Source organism: Streptomyces sp. F63 (genome assembly GCF_018070345.1).
GTDB lineage: Bacteria > Actinomycetota > Actinomycetes > Streptomycetales > Streptomycetaceae > Streptomyces.
The window spans coordinates 25,886-51,274 of the sequence record NZ_JAGPXX010000003.1 but is presented as its reverse complement, the minus strand read 5'-3'; the positions used below and the strand labels follow the sequence as shown (position 1 = coordinate 51,274).

The 25,389-nt window shown below is 71.9% G+C and carries 21 protein-coding genes and 1 pseudogene; 14 read left to right on the top strand and 8 right to left on the bottom strand.

Going from position 1 to position 25,389, the window contains the following annotated elements; genetic code table 11:
• Positions 1-38 precede the first annotated feature (38 nt).
• The 9 genes from KBZ10_RS04285 (at position 39) to KBZ10_RS04245 (ending at position 7,002) form a co-directional block, all read left to right on the top strand.
• Complete coding sequence (locus KBZ10_RS04285; RefSeq protein WP_210986137.1) at positions 39-302, top strand: acyl carrier protein; 264 nt, start codon at positions 39-41, stop codon at positions 300-302.
• A 3-nt stretch (positions 303-305) separates the two neighbouring features.
• A complete protein-coding gene (locus KBZ10_RS04280; protein WP_210986136.1) occupies positions 306-1,337 on the top strand; it encodes a hypothetical protein in 1,032 nt (343 codons plus the stop codon).
• Positions 1,330-2,154 carry a tryptophan synthase subunit alpha gene (gene trpA / locus KBZ10_RS04275; RefSeq protein ID WP_210986135.1) on the top strand — a complete coding sequence of 275 codons (825 nt, stop codon included), beginning with the start codon at positions 1,330-1,332 and terminating at the stop codon, positions 2,152-2,154. Before KBZ10_RS04280 ends, trpA begins: the two co-directional genes overlap by 8 nt.
• Before the next feature lie 24 nt (positions 2,155-2,178).
• Positions 2,179-2,553 (top strand): ectoine synthase, encoded by a 375-nt coding sequence (locus tag KBZ10_RS04270; RefSeq protein ID WP_210986134.1) that lies wholly within the window; start codon positions 2,179-2,181, stop codon positions 2,551-2,553.
• A gap of 72 nt (positions 2,554-2,625) precedes the next feature.
• Positions 2,626-3,771, top strand: a complete 1,146-nt coding sequence (locus tag KBZ10_RS04265) for an acyl-CoA dehydrogenase family protein (RefSeq protein WP_210986133.1) — start codon at positions 2,626-2,628, stop codon at positions 3,769-3,771.
• Positions 3,768-4,493, top strand: a complete 726-nt coding sequence (locus tag KBZ10_RS04260; RefSeq protein ID WP_210986132.1) for an N-(5'-phosphoribosyl)anthranilate isomerase — start codon at positions 3,768-3,770, stop codon at positions 4,491-4,493. The genes KBZ10_RS04265 and KBZ10_RS04260 overlap by 4 nt, the downstream gene beginning before the upstream one ends.
• Positions 4,490-5,299: an indole-3-glycerol-phosphate synthase gene (locus tag KBZ10_RS04255; protein WP_210986131.1), complete on the top strand. Its 810-nt coding sequence runs from the start codon at positions 4,490-4,492 to the stop codon at positions 5,297-5,299. The genes KBZ10_RS04260 and KBZ10_RS04255 overlap by 4 nt, the downstream gene beginning before the upstream one ends.
• Complete coding sequence (locus tag KBZ10_RS04250; protein WP_247701811.1) at positions 5,296-6,276, top strand: alpha/beta hydrolase; 981 nt, start codon at positions 5,296-5,298, stop codon at positions 6,274-6,276. The genes KBZ10_RS04255 and KBZ10_RS04250 overlap by 4 nt, the downstream gene beginning before the upstream one ends.
• A gap of 273 nt (positions 6,277-6,549) precedes the next feature.
• A complete protein-coding gene (locus KBZ10_RS04245) occupies positions 6,550-7,002 on the top strand; it encodes a DUF1772 domain-containing protein (RefSeq protein ID WP_247701810.1) in 453 nt (150 codons plus the stop codon).
• A gap of 184 nt (positions 7,003-7,186) precedes the next feature.
• Here KBZ10_RS04245 and KBZ10_RS30460 read toward each other — a convergent pair whose 3' ends face one another.
• From KBZ10_RS30460 to KBZ10_RS29130, 6 genes and pseudogenes are all read right to left on the bottom strand, one after another.
• Positions 7,187-7,357, bottom strand: a complete 171-nt coding sequence (locus KBZ10_RS30460; RefSeq protein ID WP_247701809.1) for a hypothetical protein — start codon at positions 7,355-7,357, stop codon at positions 7,187-7,189.
• Positions 7,358-7,465: 108 nt separating this feature from the next.
• A pseudogene (locus KBZ10_RS30455) lies at positions 7,466-7,877 on the bottom strand (PIN domain nuclease).
• Positions 7,874-8,119 (bottom strand): type II toxin-antitoxin system VapB family antitoxin, encoded by a 246-nt coding sequence (locus KBZ10_RS04235; protein WP_210986128.1) that lies wholly within the window; start codon positions 8,117-8,119, stop codon positions 7,874-7,876. The pseudogene KBZ10_RS30455 and the gene KBZ10_RS04235 overlap by 4 nt, the downstream one beginning before the upstream one ends.
• A 124-nt stretch (positions 8,120-8,243) precedes the next feature.
• Positions 8,244-11,786, bottom strand: coding sequence for an AAA family ATPase (locus KBZ10_RS04230; protein ID WP_210986127.1), 3,543 nt, complete (start codon positions 11,784-11,786; stop codon positions 8,244-8,246).
• A gap of 111 nt (positions 11,787-11,897) precedes the next feature.
• The gene (locus KBZ10_RS04225; RefSeq protein WP_210986126.1) at positions 11,898-12,299 is read right to left on the bottom strand and encodes a hypothetical protein; all 402 of its coding nucleotides are present in this window, start codon (positions 12,297-12,299) and stop codon (positions 11,898-11,900) included.
• A gap of 1,168 nt (positions 12,300-13,467) precedes the next feature.
• Entirely contained in the window at positions 13,468-14,766 is a 1,299-nt protein-coding gene (locus tag KBZ10_RS29130; RefSeq protein ID WP_247701808.1) for an AAA family ATPase, read from the bottom strand.
• Positions 14,767-15,010: 244 nt separating this feature from the next.
• Between KBZ10_RS29130 and KBZ10_RS04215 the strand changes: the two genes are divergently transcribed.
• Positions 15,011-15,178: a hypothetical protein gene (locus tag KBZ10_RS04215; protein ID WP_210986125.1), complete on the top strand. Its 168-nt coding sequence runs from the start codon at positions 15,011-15,013 to the stop codon at positions 15,176-15,178.
• A 166-nt stretch (positions 15,179-15,344) separates the two neighbouring features.
• On the opposite strand, the gene KBZ10_RS04210 is transcribed toward KBZ10_RS04215, so the two are convergent.
• Both KBZ10_RS04210 and KBZ10_RS04205 read right to left on the bottom strand, forming a co-directional pair.
• A complete protein-coding gene (locus KBZ10_RS04210) occupies positions 15,345-16,022 on the bottom strand; it encodes a hypothetical protein (RefSeq protein ID WP_210986124.1) in 678 nt (225 codons plus the stop codon).
• A 214-nt stretch (positions 16,023-16,236) separates the two neighbouring features.
• Positions 16,237-16,872, bottom strand: a complete 636-nt coding sequence (locus KBZ10_RS04205) for a hypothetical protein (RefSeq protein WP_247701807.1) — start codon at positions 16,870-16,872, stop codon at positions 16,237-16,239.
• Between the two features lie 227 nt (positions 16,873-17,099).
• Between KBZ10_RS04205 and KBZ10_RS04200 the strand changes: the two genes are divergently transcribed.
• Genes KBZ10_RS04200 through KBZ10_RS04185 form a run of 4 tightly spaced genes read left to right on the top strand, consistent with a single transcriptional unit; the run spans position 17,100 to position 25,327 of the window.
• Positions 17,100-19,247, top strand: coding sequence for a hypothetical protein (locus KBZ10_RS04200; protein WP_210986123.1), 2,148 nt, complete (start codon positions 17,100-17,102; stop codon positions 19,245-19,247).
• A gap of 17 nt (positions 19,248-19,264) precedes the next feature.
• Entirely contained in the window at positions 19,265-20,887 is a 1,623-nt protein-coding gene (locus KBZ10_RS04195) for a class I SAM-dependent DNA methyltransferase (protein ID WP_210986122.1), read from the top strand.
• A gap of 19 nt (positions 20,888-20,906) precedes the next feature.
• Complete coding sequence (locus tag KBZ10_RS04190; RefSeq protein ID WP_210986121.1) at positions 20,907-22,043, top strand: restriction endonuclease subunit S; 1,137 nt, start codon at positions 20,907-20,909, stop codon at positions 22,041-22,043.
• The gene (locus KBZ10_RS04185) at positions 22,040-25,327 is read left to right on the top strand and encodes a type I restriction endonuclease subunit R (RefSeq protein WP_210986120.1); all 3,288 of its coding nucleotides are present in this window, start codon (positions 22,040-22,042) and stop codon (positions 25,325-25,327) included. Before KBZ10_RS04190 ends, KBZ10_RS04185 begins: the two co-directional genes overlap by 4 nt.
• The last annotated feature ends 62 nt before the right edge of the window (positions 25,328-25,389 follow it).

Sequence of the window (25,389 nt, the reverse complement as noted above, 5' to 3'; positions counted from 1 at the left end):
CGTCCCGTCCGTACGACCGTCCCGCTAAGGAGCACCTCGTGAGCAACGCCGACCGGATCAGCGAGTACATCGTCACGGAGTTCCTGCCCGATCTCACCCCGGCGCAGCTGCCGTCCGACCAGGACCTGCTGGCGGACGGTGTCATCGACAGCCTCGGTGTCCTGAAGCTGATCGCCTGGGTGGAGCACCACTTCGGGCTCGCCGTGGGCGACACCGACCTCGACCCGGACAACTTCCGCAGCGTCCGGGCCATCGACACCTACGTCGCCCGTTCCCGGGGCACCTCCGTCACGGGCAGCTGAGCCGTGCACCCCGCCCTCGTCCCGCTCGTCGACCGGCGCGCCCCGGCCGACCCCGGCCACTGGGACGCGCTGTGGCAGGCGCTGGCCGACGGAGCGCTGGACCGCGCCGACGTCCTCGCCCTGCTCGCCTCGCTCACCGCGGCGCTCCCCGACGGCCCGAGCCTGCGCGCGCTCCTGGACTCCCTGGACCGGCGCCGCCCGACCCCGCCGTCCGCGCCCTGGCCGGGCACCGTCAACGTGGTGGGGACCGGGGGCGGCCCCCCGACCGTCAACCTCTCCACGGCCGCCGCCCTGCTGGCCGCCGCCACCGGCGTCCGGGTCGTCAAGTCCGGTTCGCGCGCCCACACCGCGCGGACCGGCTCGATCGACCTCCTGGACCGCCTCGGCGTCCCGCTCACCTCCTCGCTCGACCACACCGCCGACCACCTGGCCGCGCACGGCATCGCCTTCACCGGCCCGTTCGTCTACCCGGCCCAGCTCGCCCGGCTCGCGCGCGTCGCGGTCCCCACCCCGATGAGGGTGTTCGGCCGCTTCCTCAACGACCTTGGCCCCTTCCTGGCCGCCGTCCCCGTGGCCGCCCAGGTCACCGGGGTCTCCGCGACCGAGCCCCCGCCGCAGCTCCGCGCCCTGGCCACCCGGCCCGGAGCGCCCCCGACCTGGCTCACCACCAACCCCGCGGGCGCCGACGAACTCCTCAGCGTCTGCGACAACACGGTCCACCTCCCGGACGGCACCACCCACCCGCTTCCGGCGGGCGCCCTGGTCCCCGCCGGGGGCACCCTCGACGACCTCTCCCCCGTCTCCCGCGACGAGGCCGCCGGCCACTTCCGCGCCGTCCTGACCGGCCGGGTGAGCGCCCCGCTGCGCGCCACCCTCCAGCTCAACGCGGCCGCGCTCGCCGTCGCCTCCGGCCACCGGGCCGACTGGGCCACGGCCGTCGGCCGGGCGGGCGCCGCGCTCGACGACGGAGCCGCGCTCGGGCTGCTGGAACGGATCGTCGCGGCCGGCACGCGAGGAGGGGCCCGCGTTGCCTGAGACTCCCCGCGGCGGCTTCTTCGAGGAGGCCCGTGCCCGCTCCGAACTGGGCCTGGCCGTTTTCCTGCACGCCGGCGACCCACCGCTGCCCGTCCTCCGGGACCTCGTCGTCATGCTGGACGAGTCGGGCGTGGACTGCCTCGAACTGGCGGTCCCCTTCCCCGGCTCGCCCACCGACGGACCGGTCGTACGGCGCTCCGCCGACCGGGCGCTCGCCCGGGGCGTGGGCCTCGCCGAGACCCTCGGCCTCGTCGCGGACGTACGGCCCGCCTTGAAGCGGCTGCGCATCGCCGTGCTCGCCGACTGGAGCCACAGCCTGCGCACCACACCGCCCGCCGACTCCGCGCGGGCCGTGGCGGACAGCGGCACCGACGCCCTGCTCGCCCACGGACTACCGCCCCGGCTGCGCCCCGCCCACCACGAGGCGCTGCGCGCGGCCGGACTGCCCGAGGTCACCACCTGCTACCCGACGAGCCCCCCGGCCACGGTGGACGAGGCCGCGGCGCACGCCACCGGATACCTCTACCTGGTCGCCCACTACGGACGCAGCGGTCGCACCCCCGCCGCCGGCCATGCCGCCCTGGCCCCGTTCGTCGGCTCCCTGCGCGACCGCACAGCGTCCCCGATAGCCGTCGGCTTCGGGGTATCGACCGCCGGTGATCTCGCTTCCGTCGCACTGAGCGGCGCGGACGCGGCGATCGTCGGCACCGCCGGAGTGGAGGTGGTGGAGCGGGCCGGCACGACCGGGACGGACCCGGTCGACGCCTACCACGCCTTCACCGCCGCTCTCGGCCGACCCGCCACCACCCCGAGGTAACTCCTCGTCCGAAGGAGGACGTCCGTGATCATTCGCAAGCTCGAGAGTGTCAAGACCGTCGACTGGGGCAACGGACTCAGCCGCCGCTTCATCCTGGACGCCGACGGCCTGGGCTACAGCATCACCGACACCACCGTCCGGGCCGGTACCAAATCCCGGCTGCAATACCGCAACCACCTGGAGACCTGCTACTGCATCGAGGGCTCGGGCGAGGTGGTCGAGCTGGACGGCACCAGCCATCCGCTGACGCCGGGCGTCCTGTACTCGTTGAACAACAACGACCCGCACTACCTGGTCGCCTCGCCCCACGAGGACCTCCGCCTGGTCTGCATCTTCACCCCCGCGCTCCAGGGCGACGAGGTCCACAACCTCGACGAGGACACCTCGTCCGCGTACTGACCACCGCCCCACTCCCGTCCGTCCGCAACCGACCGAGGCCACCCGCACGGCCCGTACGGAAGGCTTTCGCAGTTGACGTACCGCAACGCAGATCAGCAGGCGCTGTGCGCAGGCATGGCCCGGTGGGGCAAGGCCCTGAGCGAAGGACACATCGAGGCGGACGCGCGGTCCGCCTTCGACCCGGACCGCTGGCGGCTGGTGAGCGGAAGCGGAGTACTGGGGCTGCCCTTCCCCGAGCGGTGGGGCGGCGCCGGCCAGGACCTGCTGACCACGCTGCACGTCCTGGAGACCCTCGGCGAGACCTGCCGGGAGACCGGTCTCAGCTTCTCCGTCACCACCTCGATGGCCAGCACCGGGGTGCCGCTCGACGCCTTCGGGACGGACGCCCAGCGGGAACGGTTCCTGCCGGGCATCTGTTCGGGGGACCTGATCGGCGCCCACGCCATCACGGAACCCGACAGCGGCTCGGACGCGATGGCGATGCGCACCCGGGCCGAGCGGGCCGGCGCGGACTACGTGCTCACCGGCGGGAAAGCGTTCGTCAGCAACGGCCCGGTCGCCGACGTCTTCGTCGTCTACGCCCGCACCCACCCCGACGGCGGCCCGCTCGGCACCACCGCCTTCCTCGTCGAACGCGGCACGCCCGGCCTCCACGTGGGCGGACCGGCCGACAAGATGGGGCTGCGCTCCGCGCCGTTGTCCACCCTGCACCTCGACGGCTGCCGGGTACCGGCCGACCGGGTCCTCGGCCGGACCGGCGGCGGCCTCCTCGTCCTGGACCACGTGATGAAACGGGAGATCCTCTTCGGCTTCACCGTCGGCCTCGGCGAGATGCGCCACCGGCTGGAGCGCGCCGTCGCCCACGCGCGCGAACGCCGCGCCTTCGGCCGGCCCATCGGCGACTACCAGGCGGTCTCGCACCGCGTCGTCGACATGAAGATCCGCACCGAGACCGCCGCGAAGTGGCTCTACGACACCGCCGGGCGGCTCATGGCGGGAGAGGACGTCACCGCCGACCTGGCCATCACCAAGATCCTGGCCAGCGAGGCCGCGCTGGCCACCAGCCTCTCGGCGGTCCGGATCTTCGGCGGCGGGGGGTATCTCTCCGAAACCGGCCTGGAGAAGGACCTGCGCGCCGCCGTCGCCGGCACCCTCTACTCCGGCACGAACGACATCCAGTACAACCGGATCGCCTCGACCCTGGGACTCGGCGGATGAGTGCTCCGCACCGGCCGCTGCTGAAGGTGTGCGGGGCCACCCGCCCCGAGGAGGCCGCCGCCGTCGCCGCACGCTCGGACCTGGTCGGCCTCTGGTACGGCGTCGAGGGCGGCGCGCACGACCTGCCGGAGGCCGCCGTGCCCGCCCTGGCCGACGCGGTCCGCGCCGGACACCGGGCCGAACCCGTCCTCGTCACCTTCCTGCACGACCCCGACCTGCTCGCGCGGGTGGCCAGGGCCGCCCGCGTCCGCTGGATCCAGCTCCACGCCTACCAGCCGCCGGGGGCGGTCGCCGCCCTGCGCGCCGCCCTGCCGGACGCAGTCCTCGTCAAGGCCGTGCACGTCATGGACGGGACCTGTGCCGAACGCCCCTTCCTCGGGGCCTACGCGCGGGCCGGCACCGACCTGTTCCTGGTGGACGCCGCCACCCCGGACGGCGCGGTCGGCAGCACCGGCCGGCGTCTGCCGCCCGAGGCCCTGGACCCGCTGCTGCCCGCCCTCGGCCTGCCCTTCCTGCTCGCCGGCGGCCTCACCGAGGCGGACGCGGCGCGCGGTCCCGCCCTCCGGGCGCATCCCGGCTTCCGGGGCGTGGACGTGGACAGCGCCGCCCGCGGCGACGACGGACTGCTGGACGTCCGCCGGACCGCCGCCCTGGACCGCGCCTGGCGGGTCGGCACCACCGCCGCTCCCGCACCCACCACCCGGCGGAGGAACCCGACATGACGCAGGACCCGCCCTTCCTCTCCGCGCTCCTCGGCGCCGAACGCCCCCTGATCATGGAGGTCAAGGCGCGCGACGGCCACGGCGGCGACCTGCTGCGGGGCCGCGCCCCGGGCGAGGTGGCCGCGGCCTACGAACGGGCCGGCGCCCCGTGCGTCTCCGTCGTGACCGGCCGCTGGTTCGGCGGCTCACCCGCCATGCTGACGGACGTCACCTCCCGGGTCCGTGTCCCGGTGCTGCTCAAGGACTTCGTCACCCGCCGCGACCAGATCGCCGCGGCGGCCTCGGCGGGCGCCGCCGCGGTCCTGCTGACGGCGGCGCTGCTGCCGCGCGAGTCGCTGCACGCCCTCGCCCGGCAGTGCCACGCGCACGGCCTCACCCCGTTCGTGGAGATCACGCGCGCCGAGCAGGCGGCGGGGCTGCCCGACCCGCACGCGTGCGTCATCGCCGTCAACAACAAGGACATCGTCACCGGGGAGCGGGACGCCGGGGACCTGGACCGCAGCCGGGCCCTGCTGCCCGCCCTACGGGCCGCGGGCACCCGCTGCCCGGTCAGCGCCAGCGCGGTGAGCGGCCCGGGGGCCGCCGCCGGACTGCTGGCGTCGGGCTATGCCGGCCTGCTCATCGGAACGGCCCTGCTGCGCGCGCCCAGCCTGACGGGATGGCTGCGCGAGTTCGACACCCGCCGCACCGGCCGCAGCGGCCGCAGCCGCCGCGTCGGCACCGCGGCGCCGGGCGGACCCCGGCCTCCGGACGGACCCCGGCCTCCGGGCGGCCCGGTCACCGCACCGAGGGGAACCCCCGCGTGAACACCGCCCCCGCGGAGCCCCTCGGGGCCGTGACCGGCACCGGCACGGACTCCGTGCCCGGCACCGGCACCGTGCCCCGTGCGAGCGGCGTCACCCGCACCGGCGCACCGGCCGGCGCGGTGGAGCGGATCGCGCTCGGGAGCGGGCCGCTCGGCGCCTGGCGGGCGGTCCCCGCCACCGGTGATCCCCGGTCCGTGCTCGTCGCCGTCCACGGCCGGGCGATGTCCCCCGGCTACTTCGCCGGACCGGTCGCCCCGCACACCTCCCTGCTCGCACTCGCCACCTCCCTCGGCCACACCGTCCTCGCGGTCGAACGGCCCGGCTACGGCCGCTCCAGCGCCTCGTTCCCGCTCGGGCTGCCGCTGGCCGACCAGGCAGGCCTGCTGCGCCGGGCCCTCGCCGAGTACGCCGCGGCCCACCCGGTCGGGGCCGGGTTCTTCCTCCTCGGCCACTCCGACGGCGGCAAGACCGTCCTGCATCTGGCGGGGGAACCGTGGGGACAGGCCCCGGCCGAGCGGCTGCTCGGACTCGACCTCAACGGCTGCGGCCGGCACTACTCGCCGGCCGCGGCCCGCTTCCCCGACACCCTCGGCGGCGGCGCCGGCGCCCTCAACTGGGGTCCGCTGCGCCTCTACCCCGGCGGCACCTTCCGCGCCAGCCGCGCCCTGCTCCGTGCCGTCCCGGCAGCCGAGGAGGCCGAGACGGCCCACTGGCCCGCCCGCTTCCCGGACGCCGCGGCCGAGGTGCGCTGTCCCGTACGGCTCACCTTCGGGGAGTACGAGGGCTGGTGGCGGCTCGACCCCGATGAACTGGCCGCCGTCACCGCCTGCTTCACCCGGACCCGTCCGCCCGCCGTCGACCGGCTGCCCGGAGCGGGCCACAACCTCAGCCTCGGACTGGCCGCCCCCGTCTACCACTTGCGCGCTCTGATGTTCCTGGAGGAATGCCTGGCGACGGCCCCGACCGCCGCCGGGTGACGAGCGCGTATGCGGTCGAGCGTGTGAGACATGGACCGGACGGCCCTTGACACGTTGGGATGCACAGTACGGACGGGACGTTTCACTACGTACGGTCCGCTGACCGCCGGGACAGTTGCCTGCATCGAAGAGGACGGCACCGTGAGCCACTCCCCTCCCCCCAGTCCCGCACCGTGGGCACTTCCCGGCGCCCGCCCGCCCGTGCCGCGGCCCCCGGGGCGCGGCCGGGCCCTTGGACCACTCCTGACGGCCTCCGTCCTGTGCACCGGCCTGATGGCCGGGCTGTTCTTCGCCTACGACATCTCCGTCATGCCGGGCCTCGCCGAACTGGACGACCGTACCTACGCGACGGCCATGCAGCGCTTCAACGCGATGATCGACGGCAGCGCGCTCTTCGGTCTCCTCTTCACCGCCACGCTCGGCTTCACGGCCGCCGGCGCGATCGTCGCCTTCCGCGGCAGGCGACGCGCGGTCGCCGTGCCGCTGGTCGTCGCGGCCGCCTGCTACCTGACGGTCTTCGTGATCACCGTCGCGGTCAACCTCCCGCTCAACGCGGACCTGAAGGCGCTCGGCGACCCGGCCACCGCTCAGGGACTCCACGCGGTGATCGAGGACTTCAAGTCGGTCTGGGTGCCGCTGAACGTGGTCCGGACGGTGCTGTGCGTACTGAGTCTCGGCGCGCTCTGTTCCGCCTTGATCCGATACGGCCGCGCGACGGAACGGTAAACGCATCCAGGTATCCCACCCGATTCCACATTTCCGTCGGGACTTTGGGCAAGGCATTCAACCAGCCCCCTTCCCTTTTCATTTGCATACATGACGGGGAATGCAGCCGGCACTCTCTCGGCGGTGAACGGGAGCGGCTCGGCCACCCCTCCCGAGGCCACCACACCCGATGTACGCCTCCCGGTCACGGGTGCAAGGGGACCAGCGGACGTTCGCGAACGCTGGTGAGGAACGGATCATCCGTACGGGCTTCCCACGCCTCGGCGGAGACCCGATGGACGTTGACCTCACGGCGAAGCCGGCGGGACACCTCCTCGGCGAGATCGAAGAGCGCGTCGGCATCGGGATCACCCACAACGAGGACATCGACATCGGCGGGGGGCGGCCCCGGTTCGCCGCCGTACCGGGCGGCCCAAGAGCCATGGATATCGGAAACCGCCCACCGCGGCACCCAAGGGCACGGTCAGGACCGGCCGCGATCCGTGAGCATCACGGTGCGCTGACCCGTGTGCCGGGCGAGCGCCTCGAAGTCCCGGTCGCAGTGCAGCAACACAAGACCGGACAACTCGGCGACGGCGGCAACGAGCAGGTCCACCGGCCCGACGCTGCGGTGTTCACCGTGCCCGACAAGAATCTGCTGAACTTCGCGCGCGCCGGTAAACGCCATCCGGGATCGGCGCCCACGCGTAGAACCCGTTCAGATGCCGCTGCATCTGCTGGTGGTGGCCGGACGACCGTGCAGACCGGAGCACCTCCAGTTCGGTGATCTCGCACATGCCGACCAGCCCGGAGTCCAGCGCCTCCCCGCACCCCCACGCGTCCGCACCATGCTGCAGGAAACGCGCCACCGCAGACGTGTCGGCCAGGTAGTTCACGCAGCCCGATCCCCGTCGGCCGCCTCGGAGCCGGGACGGTACCGCGACTTGTCCAACAGGCCATCCAGATCCAGCGCCTCAGTCGCCATCCCCTCGGCCGCCAAGCGCGCCTCGTGACGCTTGACCCGGTCACCGACCTCACGGAGGGCGCGGTTGACCGTGTCCTTCTTCGTCTTCGTCCCGAAAGCCCGCTGCGCCGCGGCGAGGGCCTGCTCATCAAGCTCGATCAGCGTCTTCCCCATACGCCACCCCTCTCATATATCCAAAATCTACCGCGGATACATATCACGCGCCCTCGCCTTCCGAGCGACGCACGGCCCACCACTGCGGGCACCTGCGGGAGGGCGCGTGCTACCCGTCCGTGTATCAGGCCCGGCCGGGGTTCGGGCCGAGCGCCGTCTCGGCGTCTTCGCCGCCCCAGCCGTGCGGGGTGCGCCACAGGACGTGCACGCCGAAGACGTCGTGGACGGTGGCGCCCGCCCAGTCCTCGGCGGGCGGCTCGGACAGGACCAGGTAGAGGCGGTCGGCGGCCTGCGGCAGGGTGTGGTTGATCTCGCGGAGGCGGGCCGCACCCGAGCGGAGGTCGGCGTAGGCGGAGAGGCCGGCGCCCAGGACCTCGTACAGGAAGCGGCCGTGGTCGGTGGTGCAGGCGGCGTCGATGATCGGGGTGTGGTCGGGCTGCCGGTCGGCTCGTAGCAGCGCCGCCATCAGCTCGAAGCGCACCGCCTCGTGGGTCTTGCAGGTGCGGTCGGCCGCGGTCGAGTTCTCCAGGAGGCGGAGCAGTTCCGTGCTGGGTCCGGCCGTCGGGGCGGCCTTCGGGTCGGCGGTGCCGGTGGGTGTGCTGGGCATGGTGTCGGCTTCCTCGGGCTCGGGCTGCTCGGTCTGCTGTGGCGGTACGGACGTCCCGGGCCGCTCGGACGGCACGGACGGCTCGGACGGAACGGACCCGGGGGGCTGCGCGGCGGTGGGTGTCTCGTCCCGGCTCTCCGCCGCCGGGGTGGCGGTTCCGGCTGTGAGGCGCCGCTCCAGCGTGCGGCGTGCCTCGGTCAGGGCCTCGGACCAGCCACCGAGCTCCAGTTCCGCCCGGAACCGCTCCAGGTCGGGGTTGTCCGAGGCGAGCGCGCGGTTGGTGTTCGCGGCCAGGTCGCGCAGCAGGCCGAGGCGGGCCCGGTCCGGGGAACCGAGGACGCGCCAGACGTCCAGCCAGTCGTGCTGGTCCAGACGCAGGCAGCGGTTGGCCATGCCCTTGAGCTCCGAAAACCGGGCCCGGGCGTCGTCCGGGACGTTCCCGTCGGCCAGTTCCCCGACGACGGCGAGGGCGTCCACGTAGCGCTGCGCCATGACGGGCGAGATGGGCCTGCGCCCGCGCTCGTCGACGGTGACGAAAGTGACGTTGGAGGCGTGCCGCAGGACCCAGGCGTCCAGCTCCGCCCCCGCCCGGGGAGGCGTGGAACCGTGGCGCACGGCCAGCAGCAACGGGCGGGCGGTGGCGGGCGAGAGGGCCTCGACCTTGTAGTTGCCGCCGGTGGTGTGACCGACCACGCGGACCCTGATGTCGGTGCCGATCTCCGGAACATCGTCGGTGGCCGGTCCGGTCTCAGGCGGCCCGGCCTCGGCTGTGGGCTGCCGCGGGTTTTCGCCGGTGTTCGTGAGGGCCTCCGGGAGGGGCGAGGTGTGCAGGACGGTCAGGGTCTGCGTGCTGCGGGTCAGCGCGATGTAGAGCTGGCGCAGGCCGGCCGGCCCCCGGTCGGCGATGGTGGTGGGTTCGACGACGAGGACGTGGTCGTACTCCATACCCTTGGCCTGTGCGGCGGCCAGCACGGACACCGCCGCACGTTCCTCCTCCGTGATGCCCTCGGCCGCGTCGAGGTGCCCGGCGATCTCGTCCAGCCAGCCGGAGTCGTCGGGGACGATGACCGCGACGGAGCGCAGGGCCTGCCCATCGCTGCTGCCCAGGAGGCGGACGGCTTGCGCGACGGTGTCGTCCAGCAACCGCCACGGCTCGGTCGCGATGGTCCGTACGGCCTCCGCGCCGGCCTCGCGCACGGCCCGCGGGTAGGGCAGTGACGGCGCGACCGTGCGAGCCAGCGGCGCGACGAACTCCATGATCTCGGCGGGCACGCGGTAGCTGGTGGCCAGTTCCGCCACGCGCCAGTCGCCGTGGTCGGACAGCAGGGCACCGAGGGCGTCCCAGTCGGTGTGGGTGTGCGGGCCGGTGGCCTGGGCGAGGTCGCCGAGAACGGTCATGGAGCCGCCCCGTGCGACGCGTCGGCGCAGGGTGCGGGCCTGCATGGGGGTGAGGTCCTGGGCCTCGTCGACGACGATGTGCCCGTACCGGCGCGGGGTCTCGCCGGTGATGAGGTGGCGGAGCTCCTCGAGCAGGACGCGGTCCTCCAGGGTCCAGGGGTCGTCGTCGGCGGTGGCGGCGCGGGGACGGCGCAGCGCGGCCTGCTCCTCGTCGTCGAGGACACCGTCGGCGCACTCGCGCAGCAGGCCGGGTGAGTCGTAGAGGCTGCGGAGGGCCTCCCGGGCGCCGGGCGAGGGCCAGACGCGGTCCAGGAGGCGCCCGACGGCGCGGTTGCGTTCCAGGCTGCGGCGGATCTTGCCGTCGGCGCCACGGCGCGGAGCGACAGCGGTCAGCTCCCGCAGAAGGCGGTCGACAAGCAGGCTGCGGAAGCGGTCGCGGCGCTCCCGGTGGGCGCCGTCACCGCCGCGCGCCGCCTCGAAGAGTGCCAGGACCTCGGAGCGCGTGACGCGCAGCGTCGTGCTGCCCGCGGTGACGGCGAACGCCGGCTCGTCGCCCTCGAAGGACGGCGCGGCCAGGAGAGCGTCGAGGGCCTCGGGGCGGCACTCGCGCTCGACCCGCCGGCGCAACACCGTCGCCATGCGCTCGTCGGACTTGACCAGCCGGGCGCGCGGGGCGTCGGTGCCGAGGACCTCGCCGTCCCACAGGCGGGCCATCTGAACGGCGTTGACGTCGCGGGTGCCGAGGGTGGGCAGGACCTGGCCGACGTAGTCGAGGAACCGCTGGTGCGGGCCGATGACGAGGATGTCCGAGGCCTTGAAGTGCTCGTTGTTGACGAGCCAGGTCACACGGTGCAGGCCGACCGCGGACTTGCCGGTGCCGGGGCCGCCCTGGACCACCAGGATGTCGGAGGGCGAGCCGGTGACCAGGTCCATCTGGTCGCGCTGGATCGTCTCGACGATGTCCCGCATCCGGCCGCTGCGCGCACGTCGCAGCTCGCGCAGGAGGAAGTCGTCCGGCTGCGGGGGCCTGCGGCGCTGGATACGGGCGATGTCGGCGGGGGTGTGGGCCGGCGGGCGAGACCCGTCCGGCTTCCGCGCGGGGCGGGCGGGCCGGTGGCCCGCGGGCCGGGCGTTCGGCAGGGCATCGTCGGCGGCCGGCCTCGGCTCGGGGACGCGGCCCGTACCGGGCGCGCCCTCGGTGGTGGTTCCGGACGGCATGCCCGACAGGGCTCCGGGCACGGAGATCTCGTCGGAGTAGTCCTCGACGACGCGCTGTGCGCAGCGCAGCCGCCGGCGCAGGACCACCTCGCCCGGCGCATCCTGCTGCGCCTCGAACCACTTCTTCGCGATCGGAGTGGTCCACAGCACGACCACGGGCTCGTTCTCATCGTCGCGCACACCACGCCTGCCGACGTACCAGGGCCTGGGCTCGTCCCGCACGTCGACCCGGCTGATGACCAGTGACTCGCCGCCCAGCCCTCCATAGGCAGCGGCCCGCTGGTCGGCCTCGCGCCGGTTGGCGATGCCGTCCTTCCCGCTGGCGGAAGCCGTCGCGACCGATCCGTCGGTCATCTCGGCCAGCCGCGTCTCGTAGCAGTCGTACGCGTGGTCCACCGCCTTCTGCTCCAGGGCGATGATCTCGTCGCGCGTGGTGGTGCCCATGTACATCCCCTCCCTCGCGGCGTTCCGCGGGACGCCGCCACGGGCATGCGCCCGTACCCCGTCGATATGACTATCAGAAACCGGAAGATGACGGACCGTCCATGGCCGAAGTCAGGACCTCAGTTCCCGGACCAGCGCTCCGACCTCCGCCCGCCAGAGGCGAACCTGGTCGTGCGTGGGGCCGATCTCGTACTGGTGGTAGTGGCAGCCCAGGCACAGGTGCGACCAGACGGACCTGATCCGGCGGGCGGTCTCCGGCGTCGTGTAGCGGTGCAGGCAGAGCAGCTTGGCCCGCATGGTGGTGTCGGCGAGTCCCGGCACCGCGCCGTCGAGCACTCGGTCGACGCAGATCTCCAGGGCGGTCCGCAGGGCGAGCGAGGCCCCGCGGTGGCGGCCGGCGGCCGTGGCGGCGGAGAGTCCGTCGGTCAGCAGCAGGTCGGCCGTCAGCAGGAGTGCTCCGACGGCTGTGCCGGAAGCGGACGAGGCGGCAGCGGAGGCGGCGGGGGCATTCATCGGGCGGCCTCCTCCGGCTTGCGGATCTTCTGCGCCATGGCGCCCACGAGGTCGACGAAACGGTGCGGGTCGCCGATCCGCGCGCCCTCGGCATGAGCGCCGTCCTGGCACTCCCGGAGGATGTCCACCGCGTGCTGCCCGCAGCGCCTACGCAGTTCCCGGTAGACGTCGCCGGTCCGCCCAATGTCACCGAACAGGGCCAGCGCAGCGACCTTCATCAGCTTGTCGGCTCCGGCGACGGCGGCCTGCAGCGTGTGCTCGGGAGCGCCCGCCCGGTGGTGCCGGATCCAGGCGGCCTCCAGGAAGGCGTTCTCCAGGGCGATACGGCACAGGCTGGGCAGCACATGGGTACGCGCCGCCTCCGGAAGGTTGTCAGTGCTGGCGAGGGCCCTGGCGTCGTCGAGCGCCTGCCGGATCGGGTCGCTGACCGGCTGGACCTTCACCCGGGACGAGGTGCCCCGCTCGACCTCGAACACCGCCACCGGCAGCTCCTGGTCGGCGAACGCCCTCTGGAGCCGGGTGTCGTGGGTGAACACGACGACCTGCCGGTGCTTGCCGAGTTCGTGCAGGACCTGGGCGAGGCCGTGGACCTTGGCGGGGTCCATGGACTGCACGGGATCATCGATGACGATGAAGCCGAACGGGCTGTCGGCGGTGGCGGCCCTGGGCAGGAACAGCGACAGGGCGAGGGAGTGCTGCTCGCCCTGGCTCATGACACCGAGCGCCGAGGCTTCCCGGCCGTCGACGGTGACGTCCATGACGAGCTTGCGGACGTTGGCCCTCTCGCTCCCCTTCAGCGCCACTCCCTTCAGGTCGATGTTGCTCTCCTGCCGCAGCTGCTCCCAGATCCGCTGCGACTGGCCGGTGAAGCCCTCCATGCGCCGTTCGCGCAGCTCGGCGGCCAGGGCCTTGAGCCAGTTGCCGGCCTTCCTCAGGTCACGCAGCCGGTCCTTGCCCGCCTCCACGGCGCAGGAGCGCTCGGCCCAGGCGGCGAGGCGGACGACGAGTGCGCGCCAGCGTTCGTCGCGCTTCTCCAGCTCCCCGGCGGCCCTGCTCCTCACGGAGGCGCAGGCGCCGGCCAGGGTCGCGGCGGCCTCTGAGGCGCGCCGTGCCAGTTCCGCCGGGTCGGCGATCGTGCGGCACTCGGTCCAGTGGCCCCAGGGATCGGTCAGGGAGACGGGGATCCGCGCCGGCGTGTGCACGAGATCCCGTACGGCGTGCGCGGCCGACCGGAGTTCGCCGCGTGCGGCCGTGGCCGCCGCCGCTTCCTGCCGCAGCGCGGCGATCTGGGCGGTGGCGTCGTTCGCCCAGGCCGCGTCCAGCACCCCGCCCGTTCCGCACACCGGGCAGGTTGCCGCGTCGGGGTGACGGTCGTGGTGGGCCACCGCCCGCTCCAGCAGGTTCGCGCGCTGGAGGGCGTCCTCGCTGCTGGTCCCGCGCAGGTCCTCGACGCGGGCGAGGGCCTCGCGCAGCCGGTCCACGGCCGCGCCGACCCGGCCGGTGTCGGGCCCTTCCACGGCAGCCTCGGCGCGCAGCTCGGCGATCGTGCCGTCGTGTCCGTGTCGGTGGGGAGGCCGGCCACCAGTGCGTCGAGGACGGCGAAGTCGGGGGTTCCGGCGGTGTCGACGGCCACGAGGGCCTGGACAGCGCGGTCGTCGTCCTCCAGCTCGTAGAGCGCGTCCTTGAGCCCGGGCAGCTCCTCCTTCACCGCCTTGGCCGCCGCGTCGAGCCCCTTGATCTCCTCGCGGATCCGGCTCTCGGCGGCACTGAGCCCGCCCAGCCCGAGGATGGTGGCGATGGCGTCGTACATCTGGGACGGCTTCCCGCTGATCATGCGGTCCAGATCGACGTACGACAGGAAGGGGCGGAAGTCCGTCAGGGCCTGCTTCCAGTCCACCCGGTCCAGGGGAACGCGGCCGTGTCCCGGCCGCCTGAACTCACCGCGGGAGTCGTCGAAGTCGTCGCCGTCCCAGGTGCGCACGAGGGTGCTGCGTCCGGTGTCGCCCTCGATGGCGAGCTTGACCTCGATCTCCGGCCTGCCGTCGGTGTAGTGGAGGTTGCGCCAGTTGGCGCTGCGCGTCGGGTGCTGTCCGTGCCAGCGCGCGTTCGTGCCGGTGAAGGCCGTCTCGATGCCCTCGGCGATGCTGGACTTCCCGGAGCCGTTGCGGCCCACCACCAGGTTCACGCCGGGCCGGGGGCTGAGCTTGAGCCGGGCCGGGGCGCCGATGCCGCGAAACCGCGTTACGGCGACGGACTCGAGGTACGTCCGGCCCATCGGGGCGGTGCGCCCGGTTTCGCCGTCGCCCAGCGCCTCCTTCAGAAGCACCTTCACGGGCTCCGTGAGCCTCGCCTCCGCGAGGCGGGCCTGCACGAGCTCGGCCACCGGCAGGGACTGGCCGGCCGGGGTCGGCGGTGCCGGGTCGGCGGGGTGGTGTTCGTTCTGCTCGGGCTGTTCCGTCACGGTCATGGGTGTCTCCAGGGGTCGATGCTGACTTGGAAAAGTGGGACACCGGCAGGCGATCGATGGGGGTGTGCCTCCTGGGCCGCGTGCCGACAGGAAGAAACGCTAGGGAGTGAGAAGTCCCTGATTAGCTAAGGAAATTGATAACCCTGGTTATCAAGTCACCACAGAGTGAGAACGAGTTGCTCGACGTCATGCAGGCCCGCGTCGACGGCGTTCGGCATCGTCAACGAGGAAGCGGCGCACGCTTGTGGACGAGCTACCCCGCTACTGGAGCAAGCAGCCGTCGACCCTGCTCGCCACGGGCAGCCCGCATGTGTCGCAGCCCAAGGTGCGGCCGTCGGCCCAGTCGAGGCCGCAGCAGGCAGTACCGCGCCGCTCCGGGATCAGTCGGGTGCCGCGGGCATCTCCGGGCTGATGACGACCGCGCCTGGCACGCCGCCGGACAGGGCACGGACCGACGCGCAGACGCCGCAGGCTGCCGCCTCGTCCGGGCCGGTCCCCCTCCACCTCCGCCGCGGCATCCCTCAGGGCTGCGGATCCCCCGCAACCGTGCCCGGCTCGACGAACGGGCCGCCCGTGTGTCAGTCACCGAGCGTGAACTCCAGGCCGCCGGCGCGCAGATCGTCCTCGGTCTGGGTGAGACCGCCGCGGTGGGACACCTCGACGGTGTAGAACTTCGAGCCCGGGGTGATGTCGTCGACCGTGAAGGGGAAGGTGCAGCCCGTTTCGGTCTTCTCTCCGAGGCCGAGGGCGCCGGAGGCGACGAGGGTTCCGTCGGCGTCGGTGACGTTGACCTGGGTGCCGAGGTCGATGTCGGAGTAGCCGCCCGTGCCGGAGCACAGCTCACCGTCGTCGAGTCCGGCACCGGCATCGATGAGCGTGAGGGCGCCGTCCGTCGTGAACGGTTGCGTCTCCTCCTCCGTGGCGTCGTCCAGAGGCTTACTGATCGGGCTGCCGCCACCATCGCTGTGCGCCTCGGATTCGCCGCCCCCGACAGTGGCCACGGCCAGCCAGCAGGCCCCCATGGCCGCGGCACCGATACCGACGCCGAGGGCCAGGACCGTGCCCCGCGACAACCGTGACCACAGGGAAGGCGCCGGTCCGGCCGCTGCCCGGCCGCCTGCGGGCTCGGACGCGGGCATGGGCGGGACCGGCCCCGGGGCGGAGACATCGGCATCGGCCTGCGCTGGGGGCGGCTCAAGGGGTTCGGGCCCCGGCGCTGCGGCAGGGACGCCGGGCGTCGACTCGTTCTCGGACATGGTGATGGCTCCTCTGTGTGGCTGAGGCGGAGTTGCCGGCCCCAAGGGCTGTACGAAGGGCGAGGATGCGCCGCCGGCAGGCGGGCAGTGCACGCTCCGCGTCTCCCCACCCCTTCGCAGCGGCGGAGAGCCGTACGGGAGGCACGGCGGGCGGTCGGCCGGCAGCACCGCGGACCGCCCGCCGGCTGGCAGGACACGGATACGGGCCGGGGCGTCAGCCCGCTTTCTCCCATTTCTGGCAGCCGTTGGTCTCGAAGTACTCGCCCTTGTTGAGGGTCACGCGGCCCTGCCCCTTGAGGTTGTCGTTGGCGATGATCGCGCCGAACTCCCCCGAGGCGTTCTTGAGCCGGGCCCAGTAGCAGTTGGGGATGACGCTGTCCTCGTCGGGGCCGGCGGTCTTGTACGTGCCCGCCTGGATGTCCTCACCCACCAGGTACTGGCCGTCTCCGTCGAAACTCGTCGGCGGGCCGGACTTCTTGGCCGGCTTCGGCTTGGCGGTGACCGTCTCCTTGACCTTCTCGGTGACGGTCGCGGCCGGCTCCGGTGCCGCCGCGCCGGCGGTCTCGGTGACGGTGACGGCCGGGGCGGGCCGCGCGGAGTCCTCCGTGCCGCCGGACTCCTCGCCGCCCCCGGCCGCGGCACCGATGATCAGCGCGACGAAGGCCGTCGCGCCGTGGGTGAGCCACGCCTTGCGTCTCGACGGCTTCTGGCCACCCGGCGGCGGCTGCGGGACGAACGCGTGCGGTCCCTGCGGCGGCACCGCGCCCCAGGAAGCGGTCTGGCCGGCGGCCCCGTAGGGCTGGGGCTGGGGCTGCTGCGGGGTGGGCGGTGTCGAGGGCGTGCTGGGCATCTGGGACCTCCGGGCCGGCGCTTGGTGCGCTCCTGGTGTGGCAACTGGCCCCTCAAGATGCTCCCGAGCGCCCGGAAAAGCGTTGGAGGGATTGATAACCCCGGTTATCAGGCGTACGCCACAGTCGTTCCCCTCTCCGCTGTAAGGTTTTGGAACCTGCGATGCAGTCGGCGATCCGGCCGGGATCCGCAGGACAAGACGTCCGGTTCAAAGGGGGGACGGGGCCCGTGAGCACTGCGCGCGAAGCGACTTCGCCCATCGTGCCCGAGACGCCGGCCTGGCGGATCACATACGCCGAAATCGCCGCCCTCGCCCAGGTCCAGCGCCCCGTCCCCACCACGTGGAGCCGCCGGCACGCGGACTTTCCCGCGCCCGTAGCCCACGAGGACGGCCGCCCCCTGTTCGACGCCCGCGCCGTCGTCGACTGGCTGACGTCCACGGGCCGCGGCAACGCCGACCCCCGCCACCTCCGTGCCGAACTGGCCCTGCACACCCTCGCCGCCTGGCGCACCCCCGCTCTGTCCGCCTCCGTCCTGCTGGCCGCTCTGACCGCGCTGCTCTGCCTGCGCCAGCAGTACGACGCCCCGGTCTCCGGCCGGGACTGGCCCGTACTGATGGCAAAGGCCGCCGGCCTGGACTCCGAGGACCAGTTCCTCCTGGCCGAGTTGCGCGCCATACCCGACCCGGCGCGCACCGGCCCGGCGCTCGCGGCGCTCGCGGACGAGCTGACCGAGGCCGCCTACACCCCCGCCGAGGCCTTCGACTGGGTGCTGGACGCCCGCCGCCGCCTCGGCTCCCACGACCTGGCCGCCGACGAGCCCGCCCCGGCGGTGATCCGGGCTCTCGCCGCCCTGTCCGGCATCGACGCCCTCGCCGGGGAATCCGTCGTCGCCACCCCGTGGGCCCGCTCCGGCGACTTGCTCGCGGCCCTGTACGACCGCGCCCCCGAGGGCTCCGGCCACACCTACCTCGCCGCCGACCCCGACCCGGCGCGGGTCCGGCTCGTACGCCGCCGGATGCTGGTGCGCGGGGTGTACGAGTTCCAGCTCGACGTCCTGCGGGGCGAGGACCTGTCCGCCTCCGTCGACGAGTGGGGATACCCGGACCTGCTGGTCTGCGTCCTCCCCTACGAGGCCGCCGAGACCCGCAGCGCGCAGGCCGTCCTGGAGAGCGTGCAGGCCCTCACCGACTATCTCGCCCCTGGGTCCACGGCCGTCGTCCTCGGCCCCGCCGACGTACTCGCGGGGCCCCTCCCCCGGCACGGCGAGGCCGACCGGCTGCGTCGCTCCTTCCTGCGGCCAGGGCTACTCAAGGCGTCGATCAGCCTCCCCGACGGCGTCCTTCCCTACCGTCCCGGCTACCGCACCGCGATATGGGTCCTGGCCCGTACGGCGGAGGAGGAGCGAAAGGGCCTCGTCCTCCTCGGCGACATCTCCGCGCGGCCGCTGACCCGGCCGGTCCTCGACGCGCTCGCGGAGGACATGGCGATCTGGCGCTCCTCCGGCTGGCGCGGCGACCGCCGGCACGAACCGCGCAATGCCGTGATCGTCCCCGCGAAGGACCTCGACGACCGGCCGGGCACCGCCTTCGCCCCGAATCAGCGGCCCACCGAAGCCCGTTACACCCGCGGGGTCGTCGAACGCCCTGCCCGCATCAGCGATTTGGAGCGGCGCCTGGCCGAGCTTCAGGAACAGGGCCGTGCACAGCGGGCCAACCTGCGTGCGGCACTGCGCATCCAGGCGGTGCTGCGCCCCGAGGACCAGCCCGTGCCGCGCACCACGGTCCGCCGACTCCTCGAACAGCGCCGCGTGCGCAGGCGGCCAGGCCACCGCATAGCGCCCGAGCACCTCACGCCGGAGGGCCACTACCCGGTGCTGGGCCCGGACGAGATCCTCGGCACCGTACGGCTGGGCAGCCGCCGCATCGACCGCGGTTTACTCCTCACGGCGTACGAGCACGCCCAGTTCACCGAGCCCGGCGACATCGTCGTCACCGCCAGCCCGCGCTTCGGCGTCCTCATCGACACCGAAGGGCTGTCGGTCGTCACCGCCCCGGCCCGCATCCTGCGCGTCCACCCCAATGCCGACCCGCCGGTCCTGCCCCGGGTGCTGGCGGCGCTGCTGCGGGCGGCGGCCGCCGAGCACGCACGGACCAGCGGCGCCGTACGGGCCTCCCGCAGCATCGAGGACCTGGGCATCCCGGACCTGGGGCGGCAGGAGGCGGAGCGGTACGACGCCGTGCTCGCCGAGATCGAGACCCGGGCGGCGCTGCTGCGGGAGCAGTCCGCCGCCCTGGACGACCTGGCCCGCATCACCGCCGCCGGCATCGCCGACGGCACGCTGACCATGCGGAACCTTTCCGCGACCGACGAATGAAGGAGACGGTCTGCCAAATGGCTACCGCCGTGAAGAAAGCCACCGAACAGGCGGAGTTGTTCAGCGCCTCCACCGCCAAGGAGATCCAGGCGATCCTGTGGAAGGCCGCGGACAAGCTGCGCGGCTCCATCGACGCCGCGCAGTACAAGGAGTTCGTCCTCGGCCTGATCTTCCTGAAGTACGTTTCCGACGCCTTCGACGAGCGTCGGAGCGAGCTGGCGAAGGAGCTCGCCGAGGACGGCATCTCGGAGGACCGCCTCGACGAGTTCCTGGAGGACCGCGACGAGTACACCGGCGCCCACGTCTTCTGGGTCCCGGAGACCGCCCGCTGGTCGTGGATCGCCGCCAATGCCAAGAGCCAGGGCGTCGGCAAGCTCCTCGACGAGGCAATGGACGCGGTCATGGCGGAGAACGCCTCGCTGAAGGGCGTCCTGCCGAAGATCTTCAACCGCGACAACGTCGACCAGAAGCGCCTGGCCGAGCTCGTGGACCTCATCAGCGACGCTCGCTTCGGCGGCACCGAGGACAAGCCCGCGCAGGATGTGCTGGGCGAGGTGTACGAGTACTTCCTCGGCAACTTCGCTCGAGCGGAGGGCAAGCGGGGCGGCGAGTTCTACACGCCACGGTCCGTCGTCCAGCTGATCGTCGAGATCCTGGAGCCGTACGGGGGCCGGGTGTACGACCCGGCGTGCGGGTCGGGCGGCATGTTCGTCCAGGCGAGCAAGTTCATCGAGGCGCACCGGGGCCGCGGCCACAAGGCCGACATCGCCGTGTACGGCCAGGAGCTCAACGAGCGCACCTGGCGTCTGGCCAAGATGAACCTCGCCATCCACGGCATCGACGGCAACCTCGCTCCCCGCTGGGGCGACACCTTCGCCGAGGACAAGCACGCGGACCTCAAGGCCGACTTCGTGATGGCCAACCCGCCCTTCAACATCAAGGACTGGGCGCGGGACGAGGGCGACGCTCGGTGGAAGTTCGGAGTCCCGCCGAAGAACAACGCCAACTACGCCTGGCTCCAGCACATGATCTCCAAGCTGGGCGAGCGGGGAACGGCCGGCATCGTCCTGGCCAACGGCTCGATGAGTTCCCAGTCGAGCGGCGAGGGCGAGATCCGCCAGGCGATGGTGGAAGCGGACCTGGTGGCCTGCATGGTGGCCCTGCCTTCCCAACTCTTCCGCACGACCCAGATTCCGGCCTGCCTGTGGTTCCTGGCCAAGGACAAGACCCCGCAGGGCGCGAAGCAACTGGAGGACCGGCGCGGCGAGATCCTTTTCATCGACGCCCGAAACATGGGCGAGATGGCCGACCGGACCGAGCGCATCCTGACGGACGCCGACCTCTCGAAGATCGCCGGGACCTATCACGCGTGGCGGGGGACTGCGTCGGCGCGTGAGGAGGGTCTGACGTATGCGGATGAGCCCGGGTTCTGCTTCTCGGCGGACCTGGAGACCATCCGCGAGCACGGGTACGTGCTGACGCCTGGGCGGTATGTCGGCGGCATTGCCGTCGAGGAGGAGAGCATGGATGCCGTCGCCGAGCGCATCGGGGCGCTGACAAAAGAGCTCTTTGGCCTCTTCGGGAAATCGGCGGAACTGGAAAAGACGGTGCGGCGGCGGCTGGGGGGACTTGATGTCTGAGGCTACGAGGCTGGATGACGTGTGCACTGCGATCGTCGACTGCGAGCACAAAACGGCACCCGAAGCCATTCCGGGCGCCGAGTACGGCTATTCCGTCGGAACGCCGCACATCCGGAACGGGCGAATCCTTTTGGACGCGGCAAAGAGAATCGACAAGGAAACATACCTACGCTGGACGGCTCGGGCAGTCCCGCGTGACGACGATCTGATCCTTGCCCGCGAGGCACCTGTCGGTCAGGTGGGCCGAGTGGCGAACGGTCAGAAAATCTGCCTCGGGCAGCGAACGGTGCTCCTGCGGCCCGAGATCACTCGAGTCGACCCTCGGTACCTCCATTACCTTTTGCTCTCTCCTGCTGTCCAGGAAGACATGGCTTCCAAAGCCGCCGGGTCAACGGTTCCCCACCTGAACGTCAAGGAAATCCGAGAACTGCCCCTACCTCCTTTGCCCCCCATGGCGTACCAGGCAGCCGTGGCGGCAACAATCGGAGCGATGGACGACAAGATCGCCATCAATGAGCGCATCGCATTCACGGCAGATAAGCTAGCCGCCGCCCTTTTCCAAGGGTGCAGCGAGCGCTCTCCTTACCTGATCACCGATGTCGCCAGCATTACGATGGGGCAATCACCTCCTGGGGAAACGTACAACGAAAGCGAGTATGGGCTACCGTTCTACCAAGGCACCAGAGACTTTGGAATGCGCCATCCGAGACATCGAGTGTGGTGTACCGCAGTCACGCGATACGCACATGCGAATGATGTACTTGTCAGCGTTCGAGCCCCTGTCGGTGAGATCAATGTGGCTACGGAAGATTGCGGAATCGGCCGCGGTCTCGCAGCGGTGCGATCCGAAAAGTACCCGCATGTGCTCCTACATGCACTGTCATCCGACAATTCCGTGTGGCGGCCATACGAGACCAATGGAACAGTATTTGGATCGATCAACAAGAAGCAATTCTCACAGCTAAAGTTGAGCTGGCCAAGTGAACAGCGAATCGATGAGCTCGAGTCGCAACTCAAAGCGCTTGATGATTGTCTCCGTCAGGCCACAGAAGAATCCCGCGCCCTCGCCGCCCTCCGCGACACCCTCCTCCCCCAGCTCATGTCCGGCCGGCTCCGCGTCAGAGACGCCGAGAAGATTGTCGAGGATCACGTATGACGCAGCGCCCCGACGGCAACGGAGAGCGCCACCGCCCCTTCGAGTCAGACTGGGAGCTGCTCGCGCTCGACGAGCTGGCCGAGCTGGACTGGCTGCCCGCGCCCGGGAACGAGTTCGCCCCCGGCTCCGACCACCGGAAGTCGTGGGACGACCTGATCCTCTACCCCGACCTCCGCGAGGCGGTCGAGCGGCTCAACCCCGGTCTGCCCCCGGACGCCGTCCGCGACGCCGTCGCCGTCGCCGCGACGCCGGGCTCGCAGGACACGTACGAGGAGAACCGCGCCGCCCACGGCCACCTGACGACCGGCATCCGCTCCGTCACGTACACCGACGGCTTCGGCGCCGAGCACAACCCGACCATCCGCCTCGTCGACCTGGACGACCCGGACGCGAACGTCTACCGCGCCCTCAACCAGGTCACCGTCATCGATGGCGAGCGCAACCGCCGCTTCGACGTCGTCCTCTACGTCAACGGCCTGCCGCTCGCCGTGCTGGAGCTGAAGCGCGCCGGCGATGAGGACGCCACGCTCCAGACGGCCCACTCGCAGATCACGCGCTACGCCAACGAGTTCCCCACCGCCTTCCGCTACAACGCGGTGGTCCTGCTCTCCGACGGGGTCACCGCGAAGTACGGCACGCCCTTCACCCCGTACGAGCACTTCGCGCCGTGGAACACCGACGAGTTCGGTAACCGCGTCGACCCGCTCGAGTCCGAGGGGATATGGGAGTCGGGCCAGAACCTCGCCCTGCACGGCCTGTTCACCCAGCCGCGCTTCCTCACCCTTCTCCGGTCCTTCATCAACTTCGTGCCGTCGAAGCGGATGAAGCGCATCGCCAAGCCACACCAGTTCCACGCGGTGACCCGGGCGGCCGAGGCCGTCCGCACGGCCTCGGCGAGCGACGGGAAGGCCGGCGTCGTCTGGCACACGCAGGGCTCGGGCAAGTCCGAGGAGATGGTCCTCACCACGACCATGGTGATGAAGGACCCGGCGCTGCTGAACCCGACCGTCGTCGTCATCACCGACCGCACGGACCTCGACGACCAGCTGTACTCGACCTTCCTGGAGAGCGAGATCCTCCCGGAGGCGCCGAAGCAGGTCCTCACCCGGGCCCAGCTGCGCGAGGAACTGGCCGCCAAGCGTGTCGGCGGCATCCTCTTCACCACGCTCCAGAAGTTCGGGCGCACCAAGGAGGAGAAGGAGTCGGGCGCGGACCACCCGCTGCTGTCGGACCGCCGCAACATCGTGGTCGTCGTCGACGAGGCTCACCGCAGCCACTACGACTCCCTCGACGGCTACGCCCGCCACCTGCGCGACGCGCTCCCGCACGCCACGCTCCTCGCCTTCACCGGCACCCCGCTCTCCCAGGCCGACCGCAACACCCGCGAGGTGTTCGGCGACAAGGGCGACAACAACGGCTACATCGATGTCTACGACCTCAAGCGCGCCGCCGACGACGGCGCGACGGTCAAGGTCTTCCACGAGAGCCGCGTCATCCAGCTCGTCCTGGACGAGGACGTCGATCCGACGACGATCGACGAGGAGGCCGACCGCATCACCGACGGTCTCGACGACACCGAGCGCCGCCGCGTCGAGCAGGCCGTGGCCACGATGAACGCGATGTACGGCGCGCCCGCCCGCATACGGGATCTCGCCGAGGACCTCGTGACCCACTGGGAGGAGCGGCGCGAGCGGATGCAGCCGTTCGTCGGCGTCTCCGAGGCGGGCGGCGCTTCCGGCAAGGCGATGGTCGTGTGCGCGACCCGCGAGATCTGCGTCCGCGTCTACGACGCGCTGCGCGAGCTGCGGCCCGAGTGGCACAGCGACGAGGTCGACAAGGGCGCCATGAAGATCGTCTTCTCCTCGAACTCGCGCAAGGACGCGGAGCACCTGCTCGCCCACGCCCTGCGTGACGGCCAGCGCAAGACGGTCATCAACCGGGCGAAGGACCCCGACGACGAGCTGGAGCTGCTCATCGTCAACAACATGCTGCTGACCGGCTTCGACGCCCCTCCGGTCCACACCATGTACCTGGACCGGCCGCTCAAGGGCGCCAACCTGATGCAGGCCCTGGCCCGCGTCAACCGCCGCTTCCGCGCCAAGGAGGACGGCCTCCTCGTCGGCTACGCCCCGCTGACCGAGAACCTCCAGCGGGCGATCGCCGAGTACACCGAGGCCGACCGGCAGGACCGCACGCTCGGGCAGGACCTCGACCGGGCGCTGGACGAGCTGCGCAACGAGTACGACGTGCTCACCGACATCCTGCGCGGCTTCGACTGGCGGACCAGGCTGGCCACGCCGTCCAAGACGGCGTTCATCGACGCGGCGATGCGAGCGGCCAACTACCTGCGGGACCCGCGCACGGCGGGCAACGACCCGGAGAAGCTCGACGATCCCCGCCAGACCCTCGGCCGGCGCTTCCGGGAGCACGCACACCGGCTGGAGCGCTTCTACGCGCTGTCGGCCAGCGCGAAGAACATCGGCGAGCGCTTCCCGGATCACCCGGCGTGGCGGCGGGACATCCAGTTCTTCGTCGAGGTGCGCGCCTACATGGCGAAGTACGACGCGATGGACCGCGAGGCGCGCGGCCTGCCCGTCGCCCGGGACGTCGAGCTCTACCTCGCGCAGCTGACCTCATCGGTCGTCGAGACGGGCGGTGTGACGGACCTGTTCGCCGAGGCCGGGCTGGAGACCGCCGACCTCACGCACCTGAACGACGCCCTCGTGGCGCAGCTCCAGAACAGCGAGACCCCGCACCTGGCGGCGGAGGCGTTGCGGCGGCTCATCGAGCGGAAGATGCGCGAGGTGACGCGGCACAACATCGTCCGCCGCACGACGTTCTCCGAGCGGCTGCAGGACCTGATGGCCCGGTACATGCGGCAGCAGTACACGAGCGCGGAGCTGATCGCCAAGCTGGTCGAGATGGCGAAGGAGGTCATGGACGACGCCCGCCGCGGCGAGAAGTTCAGCCCTCCGCTGGACTGGCGCGAGCTGGCCTTCTACGACGCGGTGGCCGACCACGGCACGGCGCGCTCGGTGATGGGCGACGAGGTGCTGGCCGGCATCGCGCGCGAGCTGGTCGCGGAGGTCCGCAGCAAGCTCAAGCCGGACTGGATCGCCCGCGAGCCGGTGCGCGCCCGCCTGCGCAGCGCCATCAAGCGCCTCCTGGCCCGTCGCAACTACCCGCCGGACCAGGAGGCCGAGGCCATCAACCTGGTCCTGAAGCAGATGGAGCACTTCGCCAACGAGTGGTCGACGAACGGCACCCCGGAGAGCCGTACGTGACATCCATGCGGCAGCGGACCGCTCCTGCTGCTTGCCGGTCCAACCGACCAGCAGGATTGGCA